Raw genomic sequence first — 16,540 nt, forward strand, 5'->3', positions numbered from 1 at the left:
TTTATGCTTTAGTTGGATTTAAAACCTAAGTATATTGTTTAAAAAATTAATAACATGAAGCACCTATTCACATTTTTAATGATAGTATTGTTTGCAACATCCTATTCTCAAACCAACAACTATTCCAAACTATGGAATAACGTTGAAACACACGAAATTAATGGTTTACCCAAAAGTGCATTGGAGGTTGTAAAAACTATTGAAGCTAAAGCTGTAGCTGAAAATAATAACCAGCAACGTATTAAAGTCTTACTATTTAAAAGCAAGTTTGCATTACTTCTTGAAGAAGATGCGCAATTAAGTATTATTAACGACTTTAAAGCCGAAATTGCTAAAAGTAAAGCACCAACTAAAAACGTGTTAGAAAATATGTTGGCGACGTTGTATTGGCAATATTTTCAGCAAAACAGATATAAATTTTATAACCGTACAAAAACTGAAGAAAAAGCCGATACCATAGATTTTAGAACTTGGGATTTAGAAACCTTATTTGCAGAGATCAAGTTTCATTTTGACAACTCTTTAAAAAATGGATTGTTATTACAACAAACCTCTATCAATCAATTTGACGAGATCATTACAAAAGGAAGAGATTCGGAAGTCTATAGACCAACAGTATTCGATTTTTTAAGTCATAATGCATTAGCATTTTATAAAACCTCAGAAAATAGCATCACAAAACCAGCATATAAATTTTTGATAGATAATCCTGAGTATTTATCCGCTTCAGAAGCATTTTCTAAAATAAACATCACATCAAAAGACTCGACATCGTTACAATTACAAGCTTTAAAAGTTTATCAGGATTTAATTCAATTTCATTTAAAAGATAAAGAACCGTATGCCTTAACCGAAGTCAATACAGAGCGTTTAGACTACGTGTATTACAATGCTACTTTTGAAAATAAGGAAGATATTTACCTAAAAGCGCTTCAGGCTGAAGCCGAAAAACACAGCACACACGAAGTCTCTGGGTTGTACAATTTTAAAATAGCTACGCTATATAACACACAAGGTCAAGCTTATAATAAAGAGACTAATCCTGAGGTAAGGTTTAAAATAAAAGAGGCTTTAGACTTATGTAAACAGGTTATTGCAGACTTTCCAGACAGCAAAGGTGCTGGATTATGTACTGCGTTACAATCGCAAATTTTACAACCTAGTTTAACGATTACTGCAGAACAATTTGTAACAATTAACACCCAATCGCGCTTTTTAATAGGTTACAAAAATGTCGAACAACTAACGTTTGAAGCCCATAAAATTACCAGAAAGCAACGTGATGCTTTTATAAATATTTATAAAGAAGACGATAAAAAAGCGTTTATAGACAAACTAAATGTTGAAAAATCATGGACTTCTTCACTAAAAAATGAAAACGATTACCAACATCATACTACCGAAGTTTTAGTACCTAATTTGGATAATGGTTTGTATTTAATTGTTGGACAATCTACAGATTTGGAAGACAACTTTTTTGCAACTGCAATAACACAAGTCACCAATATTGCAATTGTTAATTTTCAGGATGAAAACCAAGTGTTTTATCAAGTTATTAACCGTAATAATGGACAACCACTTCCAAATGCTAAAGTAGATATTGATTATGTGTACAGAAACGAAATAATTAATACTGTTGCTACTACAACAGATTCTAAAGGCATTATTTCAATCAATAAAAACAAAAGCTATAAGCGTAATAATGTGGCTTTAACCATTAAAACTAAATCTGATGTTGGCTATTTTGGCAATTACTATATCAGTAATTATTACAGAAATCGTGATGATAACGACACTAATTATCGTGCCTTTATTTTTACCGATAGAAGCATTTACAGACCATCGCAAACCGTATTTTTTAAAGCAATTGCTTTAAAAAACAAGAACAATAAAACAGAAGTTATTGCTAATAAAAAGGTTAATGTTATTTTATATAACACTAATGGAGAAAAGGTAAGCGAGCAGAATCTAACAACTAATAATTTTGGATCGGTTGCTGGCGAGTTTATTTTACCAAACAATGGATTGACTGGTGTTTTTAATATTAGAATTAGTAATAATGATTTGTATGGAAACACGTCTATTTCTGTAGAGGAATATAAACGTCCAAAATTTGAAACTAATTTTAATCCTATAACCGAAACCTTTAAAGTTAACGATAGTGTAACTGTAAAAGGTGAAGCAATTTCGTTTGCAGGCAGTAAAATTACGGATGCCAAAGTAATTTATCGTGTGGTTAGAAACGTGCAATATCCTGTGTGGTATAGATGGTACAGACCAAGTTATTTTAATGTAGATCCTCAAGAAATCACACATGGCGAAACCACAACTGATGCAGAAGGCAATTACAAGGTTGTTTTTAAAGCAATACCAGATGAAACCGTAGACAAATCTGGCTTACCTATTTTTAGTTACCAGGTCACTGCAGATGTCACAGACATTAATGGCGAAACCAGAAGTACTTCAACAATTGTTAAAGTTGGGTATCATGCATTAACTGCTACTATTGGTATTAAACCAGTATTAGATAAAACGGAAAAAGACCATCAAATTACAATTACCACACAAAATCTAAATGGTCAATTTGTACCTGCAAAAGGAACGCTTAATATTTACAAACTACAAGCTCCTAATACTGTGTTACGTCAACGTCCTTGGGCTGCTCCAGATTATCCTGGGTTTACTAAAAACGAGTTTAAAAGTTTCTTCCCTCATGATGCCTATACCAATGAGGACAATCCTGAAAATTGGGAGAAAGGTGACTTAGTGTTAACTACAACTTTTGACACAGAACAATCCAAAACTATAGATTTAAAAAACATCAAAAAATGGTTATCTGGAGCGTATATAATCGAGTTAGAAACTACAGATAAATTTGGTCAAGACGTTAAAGACAAAGCTAAAACCATGTTGTTTTCTGATAAAGACAACACACTAGCTGACCAACAATTATTTAGTATTACTACAGACAAATCTAGTTACGAGGTTGGAGATAAAGTCGTCTTAACTTTAGCAACTGCTGCAAAAAACCTAACAGTAACAGTAAGTGTAGAACGTGACTATCAAATCGAAAAAAACTATGTCATAACGTTAAATGAAAACAAAAAAACAATCTCTATTCCTGTAGAGGAAAGTGATTTAGGTGGTTTTGGTATCCATTATAGTTTAGCTGCTTTTAATAGTTATCAAGGAGGTAGTATGACTATAAATGTACCTTATCCTAAAACCGATTTAGATATAGAAACCCTAACTTTTAGAGACAAGCTACAACCAGGAACAGACGAAACGTGGAGCTTTAAAATTAAAGGGACAAAAGGCGAAAAAATAGCATCCGAGTTTTTAGCAAGTATGTATGATGCGTCTTTAGATCAATTTAAATCTCACAATTGGAACTACTCCAACTTTACACCACGTAGTTACTATGCGTCATACAGAAGAGGTGATGGTAATAGTTTTGGAACCACTTACTTTAGAGTTAATAGACCTTACAACTACACTAGTTTTAATAACCTAAAGAGTTTTGATCAGTTTAATTGGTTTGGCTTTACAATAAATAATAATAGTTGGGCATATCGACAGTATGTCAACAAATTAAAAGTTGACAGAATTAGAACCGCTTATGATGGTAGCGTTAAAAAAGGCTTTGTAACAGGAACTGTAACTGATGAAAACGGATTACCTCTTCCGACTGGAAATGTCATTGTTAAAGGCACTTCAGAAGGAACATCTACAGACTTTGATGGTAACTATTTAATAAAAGCTAGTGCTGGAGATATATTACAATTTAGTTATGTAGGTTATGAAACACTTGAAAAAACTGTTGGTGCTGATAATATTATTAATATCAAACTATTTCCAAGTGATGAAAATTTAGATGAAGTCGTTGTGGTTGGTTATGGTACCAAAAAAAGATCTAGAAGAGATTCTAAGTCAGTTGTAATGGATGATTTAGAAATGGAAGCTGGTTTTTTACAAGGAAATGTAGCTGGAGTACAAGTAGAAAACGATTCTAAAAAAGTTTTAATTAGAGGAAATGCTTCAATTAATGAATTATCAAATCCATTATATGTTGTTGATGGAGTCATAGTTAACGATATAAAATCAATTAATACAGACGACATACTAGAAATGTCTGTTTTAAAAGGGGATGAAGCAACTGCGTTATATGGAGTAAAAGGTGCAAATGGTGTCGTAATAATCACTACTAAAAAGGGAGCAAAAGAAGACTTCTCTCAAGTTAAAGCCAGAACCAATTTACAAGAAACAGCGTTTTTCTTTCCGCAATTAGCTACAGATAAAAATGGTAATGTGTCTTTCAATTTTACTACACCAGAAGCTTTAACCAGATGGAATATTAATTTGTTTGCGCATGACCAACAAGGAAATTATGCAAAAAGCACAATGCAAACAGTGACTCAAAAAGACTTAATGGTATTGCCTAATGTGCCTCGTTTTTTACGTCAAGGTGACCGCATACAAATCAGCACAAAAATTTCTAATCTAAGTGACAAAGAGTTGTCTGGTACTGCAGTGCTTCAGTTGTTTGATGCGTTGACTGGACAATCTATTGATGCTGAGTTGTCAAACTCTGCCAATCAGCAATCGTTTTCCGCGACAGCGAAAGGTAACACACAAGTGACATGGACTATATCTATTCCTGATAACGTGAGTGCTGTACAGTATAAAATTTTAGCAAAATCAGGTGAATTTAGCGATGGAGAACAAAATGCATTACCGGTTTTAACCAACAGAATGTTGGTAACAGAAACTTTACCAATGTGGATTAAAAGTAACGAAACCAGAACCTTTACTTTGGATAAGTTAAAGACTAGCAGCTCTTCAACTTTAAAACACCACAAGTTAACCTTAGAAATGACCAGCAATCCTGCTTGGTATGCTGTACAAGCATTACCTTACTTAATGGAATATCCATACGAGTGTAACGAGCAAACTTTTAGCAGATTTTATGCTAATAGTTTAGCTAGTCATATTGTTAATAGCAATCCACGCATTAAAGAGGTGTTTAACCAATGGAAAAATAGCGATGCACTACTAAGCAATCTTGAAAAAAATGAAGAATTAAAGTCTATTTTAATTCAGGAAACTCCTTGGTTACGTGATGCACAGTCAGAAACCGAACAGAAAAAACGAATAGCATTATTATTTGATTTAAATAAAATGACTAGCGAATTAAATCGTGCTAAACGCAAGCTTAAAAACAACCAAATGTCTGATGGTGGCTGGTCTTGGTTTGGTAACTATAGAGCAAACCGTTACATTACACAACACATTATTACTGGCTTTGGGCATCTAAAACAATTAGGTGTAATTAGTGATAAAGATGGAGATATTATGGAAATGGTTGAAGATGCTCTAGATTACTTAGATAATGAGTTTGAAAAAGAATATAACGACTTAACAAAATATACTAATGACGTAGATTACACCAAAGACCATCTAAGTTACACGCAATTGCATTATTTATACATGCGAAGCTTTTTTCCGGAGTATAAACAATCCCAAAAACAACAGGAAATACACAAGTATTACCTGTCGCAAATTAGAAACTATTGGTTACAACGTCCTTTATATGCAAAAGGGATGATGACTTTAATTATGAGTAGAAATAATGATACTACAACTGCACATGCAATTTTAAAGTCGTTAAAAGAAAATAGTATTACCTCTGACGAATTGGGTATGTATTGGAAAGAAAACACCAATTCTTACTATTGGTATCAAGCATCAATCGAGACACAAGCGTTAATGATTGAAGCATTTGCAGAAGTTGGTAAAGGTTTTCAGAGTGAAACCAAAAATCTTGAAGATATCGATAACCTTAAAATCTGGTTGCTTAAAAACAAGCAAACCAACCGATGGAAAACCACTAAAGCTACAACAGAAGCTGTATATGCATTATTATTACAAGGTAGTGATTGGTTAAGCGTAACAGACATGGTTGATGTGGTTTTAGGTGACCAAAAAATAACTCCTGCTACTTTAGAAGATGTCAAGGTGGAAGCTGGAACAGGATACTACAAAACCTCATGGTCAGGATCTGATATCAAACCAGAAATGGCGAACGTTACTTTAACTAAAAAAGGAGAAGGTATAGCTTGGGGAGCTTTATACTGGCAGTATTTTGAGGATTTAGATAAAATTACTGCTGCAGAAACACCTTTAAAACTAAAGAAGCAATTGTACCTAAAAACCAATACTGATACGGGTGAAGAAATCTCTGCAATAACTAAAGACACCAAACTAAAAGTTGGCGATTTAGTTAGAGTCCGCATCGAATTAAGAAGCGACAGAGCAATGGAGTTTATCCACATGAAAGATATGCGTGCAGCAGGATTAGAACCTGTAAATGTATTAAGTCAATATAAATATCAAGATGGTTTGGGTTATTATGAAGCAACTAAAGATGCGTCAACTAACTTCTTTTTTGACTATTTACCAAAAGGTATTTATGTTTTTGAATATGACTTACGTGTGAACAATGCAGGAAATATGAGTAATGGTATTACAACCATACAAAGCATGTATGCACCAGAATTTAGTAGTCATAGTGAAGGAGTACGTATTACTGTGGAATAATTTTTTAGTATAACAAACATCAAAACCACCTTTACTATTTTATAGAAGGTGGTTTTTTAATTTAATAGAATTAACCCCTTACTACCCAAGCAATTAGTTTACATGGAAAATATTTTATATATTTAAATACTAACTAATAACAATATATTATGAATTCAAAAGTATTTAATATAATCCGTATTGTTTTTGGAATTTTACTGGTAGTTTTTGGTGCCAATAAATTTTTAGACTTTATGCCAAAACCAGATAGTCTTCCAGAAGGCGTCATAACTTACATGACAGGATTATTATCCACAAAAACATTGACTTTAGTTGGAATTGTTGAAATTGTTGCTGGTTTAACCTTTATTTTTAACAAGTTTGGTGCACTATTAGCAATAATATTAATGAGTGTTTCTATAAATGCAGTATTATTCCATGCATTTTTAGATCCTGCTAATAGCATTGGTGCTATTGTATTATTATTACTTAATATTGTGGTACTTTACAGTTATAAAGACAAATACAAACCGTTGTTAAATTAACATGTTTTTAAATAATGTATATTTAGGCTTCTACTTTAGAAGCCTTTTTTGTTTTAAATTAAAATATATACTATGAAAATCATACTAAGTACTTTTGTTGTTTTCTTGAGTTTCTCAGTTTTAAGTTTTGCTCAAAATGAAAGACCTCAAACACCAAAAGCGCCTTTTAAATATAACATTGAGGAAGTCACCTATACAAATAAAGATGCAGATAGTGTTGTACTTTCTGGTACATTAACTCTTCCTAAAAAAGTTAAAAATCCAGCAGTAGCCATTTTAATAAACGGTTCGGGTGCTCATGATAGAGATTGTAATATCGCTGGACATAAACCTTTTTGGGTAATTGCAGATTATTTAACCAACAACGGGATTGCTGTTTTACGTTTTGACGAAAGAGGTGTTGGTAAATCTACAGGAGATATTAGAAATGCCACTACTTATGATTTAGCGTCAGATGTAGAAGCTGGCATAAAGTATTTAAAAACTAGAACAGATATAGACCAATCAAAAATTGGTTTAATTGGGCATAGTGAAGGTGGTATTATTGCACCAATGGTAGCCTCAAAAAATAATGATATAGCATTTATTGTAATGCTTGCTGGACCAGGAGTAAGAGGTGATCAATTATTAGAAACTCAAAATAAAAAAATTTTAAAATCAATAGGACTTACTGAGGAAGCTTTAAACATTCAACTTGAATTAAATTCTAATTTTTACAGAATTATTCTTGAAGAAAAAAATGATAGTATCCGAACTAAGATTGAAACTTTTATTAATAAATACCAAGAAAAAAATAAAGACAATAAAACTGTAGCATTTATTTTAAATCCGGTTGCAAAAAAACAAATGATAGACACTTATTCAATACCTTGGCTAATCGAATTTATTAGGTTAGACCCAAAACCATTTCTAGAAAAAACAACTTGTCCTGTTTTAGCTTTAAACGGAACAAAAGATTTTCAAGTATTACATGATGTCAATTTACCTGCAATAGAAGCACATCTTAAAACCGCTAAAAACAAAGATGTAACTATAAAAAAAATAGAAGATTTAAACCACTTATTTCAAACAGCTAAAACTGGATCAACTAGTGAGTATACTACATTAGAAGAAACCTTTTCTAATAATGTATTAAAACTAATTAGTGATTGGATTAATACTCGCTTTTAGTTTAACATTTTCCAAAGTGCATCCTTCAACTCGGTTAACCCTTGTTGTGCCACACTTGATATAAACAAATATGGAATTGGTAAAGTTTGGTCTAGTTCTGCTTTCATTTCAGCTTTTAGCTCATCATCTAACATATCAGATTTAGAGATAGCTATAAGTCTATCTTTATCTAACATTTCTGGGTTATAACGACGCAACTCATCTAACAAAATATCGTATTGCTTTTTGATGTCTGGTGCATCTGCGGGAATCATAAACAATAAAATAGAGTTACGCTCTATATGACGTAAAAAGTAATATCCAAGTCCTTTACCTTCTGCTGCACCTTCAATAATTCCAGGGATATCAGCCATAATAAAGGTTTGAAAATCTCTATATTTTACAATCCCTAGGTTTGGTTTTAGTGTCGTAAACTCGTAATCTGCAATTTTAGGTTTTGCAGAAGTGACAACAGATAACAGTGTAGATTTTCCAGCATTAGGAAAACCAACTAACCCAACATCTGCTAATACTTTAAGTTCTAATGTTATAAATTTTTCTTCAAGGGGTAAACCTGGTTGTGCGTATCTAGGGGTTTGATTAGTAGAACTTTTAAAATGCCAATTACCTAATCCACCTTTACCACCTTCTGCAACAATGCGCTCTTCTCCATCTTCTGTAATTTCAAACAGTATCTCGTTTGTTTCTGTGTCTCTAACTACTGTTCCTAATGGAACATCCATGTACACATCTTCACCATCTGCTCCAGAGCTTCTACTTTTACTACCATGCTCTCCGTGTCCTGCACGTACATGACGTTTAAATTTAAGGTGTAATAACGTCCAAAGGTTAGAGTTTCCTCTTAAAATTACGTGTCCTCCACGTCCTCCATCTCCTCCATCTGGACCTCCTTTTGTAATAAACTTTTCACGATGTAAATGCACAGATCCTTTTCCTCCATTTCCGGATGAAACGTGCATTTTTACGTAGTCAACAAAGTTTCCTTCTGTCATATCTTAAGTTAAAAGTTAAAAAGTTAAAAGTTAAAAGTAGTCACCGTAGCTTTATAACTTAAACAAATTATGATTTATAGTGTATCTATTACTTTATGTAAGCGTTTTGTTATCTCTTCTATACTACCAATACCATCTACACCATAATACTTGTTTTGTGCAGCATAATAGTCTTTTAATATAGCGGTTTCGTTGTAGTAAACTTGGATTCTGTTTCTAATAATAGCTTCGTCAGAATCGTCCTTTCTACCACTAGTTTTTCCTCTTTCTAATAATCGTTGTACTAACACTTCATCTTCAACTTCTAATGCTATCATAGCATTAATTTGTGAGTCTTTAGCATCCATAATTTTATCTAGTGCTTTAGCTTGAGTTTCATTTCTTGGAAAACCATCAAATATAAATCCTTTTGCTCCAGTATTTCGTTCTACTTCTGCTTCCAACATGTCTATAGTTACTTGATCTGGTACTAAATGTCCTTTATCCATGTAAGATTTAGCAAGCGTACCTAAAGCAGTTTCGTTTTTAATATTATATCTAAAAACATCTCCTGTAGAGATATGTACTAAATCGTACTTTTCCTTTAAAAAATTAGCTTGCGTTCCTTTACCTGCACCTGGAGGTCCAAATAGCACTAAATTAGTCATGTGTTGTGTTGTTTTTAATTGATAAACTGCTGGTAAATCTCGTCCTAATCCATCGTAGTCTAATCCATAACCAACAATAAATTTATTTGGGATTTCTATACCAACATAATGTAATTTAAAATCTTTTTTATAAGCTTCTGGCTTGTAAAACAAAGTTGCTATAAGTAGCTGTTTTACGTTTTCATTTTTAAAAATACGATGCACCTCATGTAATGTGTTTCCTGTATCTATAATATCTTCAAGAATCACAACTGTACGTCCACTTAAGTCTTGTGTTAATCCAATTAAGCGTTGGATATCTTCTGTAGATTTAACACCTTCATAAGACGCTAATTTGATAAAAGTAACTTCACATGGCTTAGGATACTTTTTTACAAAATCGCTTACTAACATAAAAGATCCATTTAAAATACCTACAAAAACAGGTACTTCATCTCCTAAATCTTTTGCTACTTGATCAGCCATTTTGGACACAGCAGCATCAATCTCTTCTTCAGAAATAAATGGCTTAAATTGTTTGTCGTGAAGCGTAATAGTTTGCATTTGATAATTTTAAAGCGCAAATATAACCAATTACAAGCGCTTATTAGATATTTGAATTCGATTTTTAGGTGCTATTTTGGTTTTAAAATGTATTTTTGTTGCTAACAAGTTTTGTGACTAATGAATTATTTTTCTTCTGATTTTAAATTAGGTATACTTGGTGGTGGCCAATTAGGTAAAATGCTACTATATAATACCAGAAAATTTGATATTTACACCTGCGTCTTAGACAATAGTAACGAAGCTCCAAGCCGATTGGCATGTAACAAATTTGTTAAAGGCGATTTAATGGATTTTGATACGGTGTATAATTTTGGAAAACAAGTAGATGTTTTAACCATAGAAATTGAAAACGTCAATGTGCAAGCACTTGAAAAACTTGAAAAAGAAGGAGTAAAAGTTTATCCATCTGCTAAAACTTTACGTGGTATTCAAAACAAAGCCACACAAAAATTATTTTATTTAGACCACAATTTACCGACTGCTCCTTTTAGCAGATTTGCATATTTATCCGAAATTGAAGACGCTATTGATAATGGTGGTTTAAGCTTACCTTTTGTTTGGAAAGCTGCACAATTTGGTTATGATGGTAATGGTGTAAAAATAGTTAGACAACTATCTGATTTAAACGATTTGCCTAAAGGCGAATGTATTGCAGAACAACTTATTCCTTTTAAAAATGAGTTAGCAGTCATAGTGGCTAGAAGCAGTAGAGGAGAAACCAAAACTTATCCTGTTGTCGAAATGGAATTTCACCCTGAAGCCAATCAAGTAGAATATGTCATTTGTCCTGCTAGAATTAGTCCAGAAGTGGCTAAAAAAGCACAAGAAGTAGCTTTAAAAACATCTGAAGCATACAATCATATTGGGTTGTTAGCAGTAGAATTATTTCAAACGGAAGACGACCAAATTTTAATAAACGAAGTTGCTCCTAGACCACATAATTCTGGTCATCAAACTATTGAAGCAAGTTACACCTCTCAATTTGAACAACACATTAGAGCCATTTTAGGGTTACCCTTAGGAAACACCCAAAATAAAGTTGGCGGAATTATGGTAAATCTTGTAGGTGCAGAAAATCATACAGGTCCAGTTAAATATGAAAACATAGAAACCATAATGGCAATGGAAGGTGTAACACCACATATTTATGGTAAAAAGGAAACACGTCCATTTAGAAAAATGGGACATGTCACTATAGTGAATGAAAATTTAGATACAGCAAGACAAATTGCTGAAGAGGTAAAAAATAGTATTAAAGTAATAAGTCAATAAAATGAGTAAAGTAGCAGTAATCATGGGAAGTATTAGCGACATGCCAGTCATGCAAGACGCTATAGATATTTTAAAAGGTTTTGATATTGAAGTAGAAGTTGATATTGTATCTGCACATCGTACTCCAGAAAAATTATTCGACTTTAGTAAAAACGCACATAAACGCGATATTAAAGTTATTGTTGCTGGTGCTGGTGGTGCAGCTCATTTACCAGGAATGGTAGCATCATTAAGCCCACTTCCAGTAATAGGTGTACCTGTAAAAAGTAGTAATTCTATTGATGGTTGGGACTCTGTATTATCAATATTACAAATGCCTGGAGGTGTACCAGTTGCTACGGTTGCATTAAACGGAGCAAAAAATGCTGGCATTTTAGCTGCTCAAATTATAGGCACATCAGACACCTGTGTTTTAGACAAAATTTTAGCGTACAAAGAAGGCTTAAAACTTAAAGTTGAAGCTGCTGCAAAAGATTTAAAATAGTAATTATTATAAATTAAGAAAGCCCCAACACAGTTGAGGCTTTCAATCGCTATTAATCTTTCTATATATGAGGTATTCTCACATCAAAAAAACTGATACAAATTTCTTAATTAGATATTTATTTTGGTTTTTTAAAGAATGGAAAATATTTTAATTCGACAAAAAGCATAAAAAATCGACAAAATACATAATTAGTAACGAAAAAAGCCCCAAACCAAAGTTTGAGGCTTCCATCGCTATTATTGTTCTATTATATGAGTACTATACTCACATCAAAAAAACAGTTGCAAAAACGTTACTTTTAAAATAAAACTATATCTGTAACTGTCGAATAATTTGAATATTAGATAAAGTGCAAAGTATTTTCGATTAAAAGCAATATTAAATACAAAAAAAGCCTCAGAAAATTCTGAGGCTTTTTATCGCTATTAATCAATAATTTTTAAGTGAGTAACCAACTCACGGGAAAAAATCACCACAAAAATAATCATTTAAATAATTAATATGCAATTAAAATGCTAATTTTAACACCAAAAAATTACTATAACGTTATAATGAACCCACTATTTAAGAATTTTACTACAGAATTTAACACAGCACCTTTTCAATCTATTAAAAATGAAGACTTTAAGCCTGCTATTTTAGAACTTATTAAACAAACTAAAATAGAAATTGACACTATAGTTTGTAATTCTGAGCCTCCAACATTTAAAAACACCATCGAAGCTTTAGAGTTTTCTGGACAACAATTGGATCGAGTGACAAGCATTTTTTTTAATTTAAATTCTGCAGAAACTAATGATGACTTACAAAAAATTGCTCAAGAAGTCTCTCCTATTCTAACCGAATTTGGTAATGATATCACCTTAAATGAAGGTTTATTTAAACGTGTTAAACATGTTTATGACAATAAAAACATGTTTAATTTAAACACAGAACAAAACACGTTATTAGAAAAAAAATACAAAAGTTTCACCAGAAATGGTGCTTACTTACCAGATAATAAAAAACAACAACTAAGAGAAATAGATAAGCAATTAGCCACTTTAAAATTAAAGTTTGGCGAAAATATTTTGGCTGAAACCAATAATTTTGAAATGCTAATAACAGACGAAGCTGACTTGTCTGGATTACCTGAAGGCGCTATAGAAGCTGCAAAACAATTAGCTGAATCTAAAAACAAAGAAGGTTGGTTAATCACCTTAGACTATCCTAGTTATATACCTTTTATGACCTATGCAGATAATAGAGCATTACGTAAAAAATTAGCATTAGCATTTGGAAGTAAAGGATTTAATAACGATACATTAGACAATCAAGACAACGTATTACAAATAGCAAATCTAAGATTTCAAAGAGCCCAATTGTTAGGGTATAAAACACATGCTCATTTTGTTCTGGAAGAGCGTATGGCAGAAACACCAGAAAAGGTTACCTCGTTTTTAAATGAGTTATTGGAAAAAGCAAAACCAGCAGCAGAACGCGAGTTTGCAACTCTTCAAAATTTTGCTAAAAAACTAGATGGTATCGAGCAATTAGAGAAATGGGATTCGGCTTACTATTCTGAAAAATTGAAGCAAAAGTTATTCAATTTAGATGACGAAAAATTAAAACCTTATTTTCAGCTAGAAAAAGTAATTGATGGTGCTTTTCAAGTGGCCAACAAATTATTTGGACTTCAGTTTAAAAGCATTGACACGATTGATAAATATCATGAAGATGTCATGACTTATCAGGTTTTAGACGACAATAATAAACTTGTTTCTATATTCTATGCAGACTTTTTTCCAAGACCAGGAAAACGTAATGGTGCTTGGATGACCTCCTTTAAACCACAATACATTAAAGATGGAATTGAAGAACGTCCACACGTATCTATAGTCTGTAACTTTACTAAACCCACAAAAAGCAAACCGTCTTTATTAACCTTTAATGAGGTAACCACTTTGTTTCATGAGTTTGGACATGCACTTCATGGGATGCTTGCCAATACAACCTATCCTAGTTTGTCCGGAACTAGTGTCTATTGGGATTTTGTTGAGTTACCAAGTCAAGTGTTAGAAAATTGGTGTTATGAGAAAGAAGCGTTAGAGTTATTTGCAAAACACTATAAAACTAATGAAGTAATACCAATGGAATTAGTAGAAAAAATAAAAGAAAGCGCAAGCTTCCATGAAGGTATGCAAACCTTACGTCAAATTAGTTTTGGACTTTTAGATATGAGTTGGCATGGTACTAATCCGACAAATATAAAAGACGTTAAGGCTCATGAAACAGAAGCGTTTAAAAATACACGTCTTTATCCTGAAGTTAAAGAAAACTGTATGAGTACTGCTTTTGCACATATCTTTCAGGGTGGTTATTCGTCTGGATATTACAGCTATAAATGGGCAGAAGTCTTAGATGCAGATGCGTTTGAATATTTTAAAGAACAGGGTATTTTTAACAAAACAGTAGCGTCAAAATTTAAAGACCATGTCTTATCACAAGGTGGAACAGACAACCCAATGGAACTTTACAAGCGTTTTAGAGGTCAAGAACCTAAACCAGAAGCGTTGCTAAAACGTGCTGGATTAATTAAGTAAATCATGTATTAATTCTATTTTACTATTTTTATAGTGAAAAAGAAAAACACAAATAGGTATGCCCAACCATAAAATTAATCCAAACCAATGGATAGATTTGTATAGCGACTACCTCTTTAATTACACGATTACGCGTGTAAATGACAGAGCAAAAGCACAAGATCTAATCTCCGAAACTTTTTTAGCTGGTTTAAATAGCATGAAAAATTTTAAAGGAGAAGCAAGCGAACGCACATGGTTAGTGTCTATATTAAAACGAAAAATTATTGATCACTACCGTAAAACTAATTCTAACAAAGGAAAAGCCGAAGTTAGAATGTCTTACAACAGTGATTCTGAAACAGAAGGCGATTGGTTAGAACAACGCGTTGCAGATCCTTTTGATAAAACTGCAGAAGACCAAATAGAAAACACAGAGTTAGCTGATGCTATAAATGAATGTTTGTCAAAACTCCCCAAAAAACAAGCAAAAATATTTGAAATGAAAACCATTTTAAATTATGAAACAGAAACAATTTGTAATGAATTAGAAATTACAGCGTCTAATCTTTGGGTAATCATTCACAGAGCACGTGTAGCTATGGCAAGTTGTTTAGAAAAAAACTGGTTTTAATTATGATGAGTAAATTTATGATGTCTTGTGAGGAATCAAGACATATCTGCGATAAAGCACAATACCAAGAAGCTTCTACTTGGGAAAAAATTAAATTTAAGTGCCATCTATTTATTTGTAAAGTGTGTAAACAGCACACCATTACTAATTCTAAATTGACATTATTAATAGATAAAATCAAGACTAGCACCTTAACTTCTAGTGAAAAAGAACAATTAAAATCTTCTTTTAATAAAGAGCTACAAAATCATCAATAACAGCCAAAAAACAGGGACAGCTTCAACCCAAAACGTTGTAAAATAAGCGCTTCTTTTTTGATTAGAAAACATCAAAAAAAGTGCTAAAACAACACAAACTACTAATTGTACTATTAGATAATTGGTTTGGGTTTCGTCTTTAAAAAACTCAATTAAATAAAAAATTAATAATAAGATTAAGCCTAAAGATTTAGTATGCTTCACTCCTATTTTTTGAGGAATTGTTGCCAATTTCAAACTGTCATAACGCAAATCTCTAATCTCAAAAGGTAACATTAGTATAATGACTAGTGTAAAATTTTGCAATAGTGTTAAAACAGCATCTGCATGAATAAGCACCTCATTATTTATTAAAGGTAACGCAACTGTTACTCCACTCCACACCAAAGCAATAACATATACTTTTAAACCACTAATATCCCTTAGGTTTTGCTGCGTATCTAGATACCAATTTTTAGGTAAAAAGGGTATAGCATACAAAAAGGTAATTACGCCAAATCCTGCAATAACTAAAAGTGTTTTCAATTGTAATGTAGAAGCGTAGTAACACATTAACACAAAGCATAGCAATGAAAATACTTGTATAATCTTTAACCACTTTGCTAAACTACGATGGTGCCATTTAGCTATTCCAAAATACTTCACAAAATTGTAGCCAGTTATAGTTGCATAAAAATTAAAATACAATATGTTTTCATCGTAATTAATGTTGAACTTTTTTAAAGTAATCCAACTTAATGCATAGACAGCTAAAGCAACGTGAATACTGCTATTTATATAAAAATCTAAAAGCTGTTTAATAACCTTCATTAAACAAAAATAATTAATCTGTTAATAAAGCAGTCGTTTCGTT

11 protein-coding genes are annotated in these 16,540 nt (G+C 32.2%); 8 read left to right on the plus strand and 3 right to left on the minus strand.

All coding sequences use genetic code 11. From position 1 onward, the window contains the following. Positions 1-54 precede the first annotated feature (54 nt). The 3 genes from LY08_RS08135 (at position 55) to LY08_RS08145 (ending at position 8,291) form a co-directional block, all read left to right on the plus strand. The gene (locus LY08_RS08135; protein ID WP_111659959.1) at positions 55-6,597 is read left to right on the plus strand and encodes an alpha-2-macroglobulin family protein; all 6,543 of its coding nucleotides are present in this window, start codon (positions 55-57) and stop codon (positions 6,595-6,597) included. Positions 6,598-6,746: 149 nt separating this feature from the next. Next, positions 6,747-7,121, plus strand: coding sequence for a DoxX family membrane protein (locus LY08_RS08140; protein ID WP_111659960.1), 375 nt, complete (start codon positions 6,747-6,749; stop codon positions 7,119-7,121). 72 nt (positions 7,122-7,193) lie between these two features. After that, a complete protein-coding gene (locus LY08_RS08145) occupies positions 7,194-8,291 on the plus strand; it encodes an alpha/beta hydrolase family protein (protein ID WP_111659961.1) in 1,098 nt (365 codons plus the stop codon). Here the strand turns inward: LY08_RS08145 and obgE are convergent. Together obgE and LY08_RS08155 are read right to left on the minus strand one after the other, a co-directional pair. Next, complete coding sequence (obgE, locus tag LY08_RS08150) at positions 8,288-9,283, minus strand: GTPase ObgE (protein WP_111659962.1); 996 nt, start codon at positions 9,281-9,283, stop codon at positions 8,288-8,290. The genes LY08_RS08145 and obgE overlap by 4 nt on opposite strands. 74 nt (positions 9,284-9,357) lie before the next feature. Continuing rightward, on the minus strand, positions 9,358-10,473 hold the full coding sequence (locus tag LY08_RS08155; protein WP_111659963.1) for an adenylate kinase: 1,116 nt from the start codon (positions 10,471-10,473) through the stop codon (positions 9,358-9,360). Positions 10,474-10,593: 120 nt separating this feature from the next. On the opposite strand from LY08_RS08155, the gene LY08_RS08160 reads away from it, so the two are divergent. From LY08_RS08160 to LY08_RS08180, 5 genes are all read left to right on the plus strand, one after another. Then, on the plus strand, positions 10,594-11,748 hold the full coding sequence (locus tag LY08_RS08160; protein WP_111659964.1) for a 5-(carboxyamino)imidazole ribonucleotide synthase: 1,155 nt from the start codon (positions 10,594-10,596) through the stop codon (positions 11,746-11,748). 1 nt (position 11,749) lies between these two features. Further along, positions 11,750-12,232 carry a 5-(carboxyamino)imidazole ribonucleotide mutase gene (purE, locus tag LY08_RS08165; RefSeq protein WP_111659965.1) on the plus strand — a complete coding sequence of 161 codons (483 nt, stop codon included), beginning with the start codon at positions 11,750-11,752 and terminating at the stop codon, positions 12,230-12,232. Between the two features lie 554 nt (positions 12,233-12,786). Next, entirely contained in the window at positions 12,787-14,817 is a 2,031-nt protein-coding gene (locus LY08_RS08170; protein WP_111659966.1) for a M3 family metallopeptidase, read from the plus strand. A gap of 58 nt (positions 14,818-14,875) precedes the next feature. Beyond that, entirely contained in the window at positions 14,876-15,430 is a 555-nt protein-coding gene (locus tag LY08_RS08175) for a sigma-70 family RNA polymerase sigma factor (RefSeq protein ID WP_111659967.1), read from the plus strand. 2 nt (positions 15,431-15,432) lie between these two features. Then, entirely contained in the window at positions 15,433-15,687 is a 255-nt protein-coding gene (locus LY08_RS08180; RefSeq protein ID WP_211305923.1) for a hypothetical protein, read from the plus strand. Here the strand turns inward: LY08_RS08180 and LY08_RS08185 are convergent. Beyond that, the gene (locus tag LY08_RS08185; RefSeq protein WP_111659968.1) at positions 15,670-16,497 is read right to left on the minus strand and encodes a UbiA prenyltransferase family protein; all 828 of its coding nucleotides are present in this window, start codon (positions 16,495-16,497) and stop codon (positions 15,670-15,672) included. The genes LY08_RS08180 and LY08_RS08185 overlap by 18 nt on opposite strands. Between the last annotated feature and the right edge of the window lie 43 nt (positions 16,498-16,540).

This window comes from Olleya aquimaris (assembly GCF_003259525.1).
GTDB classification, from domain to species: domain Bacteria; phylum Bacteroidota; class Bacteroidia; order Flavobacteriales; family Flavobacteriaceae; genus Olleya; species Olleya aquimaris.

Bases quoted from the DNA above. Each gene is read 5' to 3' on its own strand.
- LY08_RS08180 (WP_211305923.1), top strand. From the start codon at position 15,433: ATGATGAGTAAATTTATGATGTCTTGTGAGGAATCAAGACATATCTGC.
- obgE (WP_111659962.1), bottom strand. From the start codon at position 9,283: ATGACAGAAGGAAACTTTGTTGACTACGTAAAAATGCACGTTTCATCC.
- LY08_RS08140 (WP_111659960.1), top strand. From the start codon at position 6,747: ATGAATTCAAAAGTATTTAATATAATCCGTATTGTTTTTGGAATTTTA.
- LY08_RS08155 (WP_111659963.1), bottom strand. From the start codon at position 10,473: ATGCAAACTATTACGCTTCACGACAAACAATTTAAGCCATTTATTTCT.
- LY08_RS08160 (WP_111659964.1), top strand. From the start codon at position 10,594: ATGAATTATTTTTCTTCTGATTTTAAATTAGGTATACTTGGTGGTGGC.
- LY08_RS08185 (WP_111659968.1), bottom strand. From the start codon at position 16,497: ATGAAGGTTATTAAACAGCTTTTAGATTTTTATATAAATAGCAGTATT.
- LY08_RS08170 (WP_111659966.1), top strand. From the start codon at position 12,787: ATGAACCCACTATTTAAGAATTTTACTACAGAATTTAACACAGCACCT.
- LY08_RS08175 (WP_111659967.1), top strand. From the start codon at position 14,876: ATGCCCAACCATAAAATTAATCCAAACCAATGGATAGATTTGTATAGC.
- purE (WP_111659965.1), top strand. From the start codon at position 11,750: ATGAGTAAAGTAGCAGTAATCATGGGAAGTATTAGCGACATGCCAGTC.
- LY08_RS08135 (WP_111659959.1), top strand. From the start codon at position 55: ATGAAGCACCTATTCACATTTTTAATGATAGTATTGTTTGCAACATCC.
- LY08_RS08145 (WP_111659961.1), top strand. From the start codon at position 7,194: ATGAAAATCATACTAAGTACTTTTGTTGTTTTCTTGAGTTTCTCAGTT.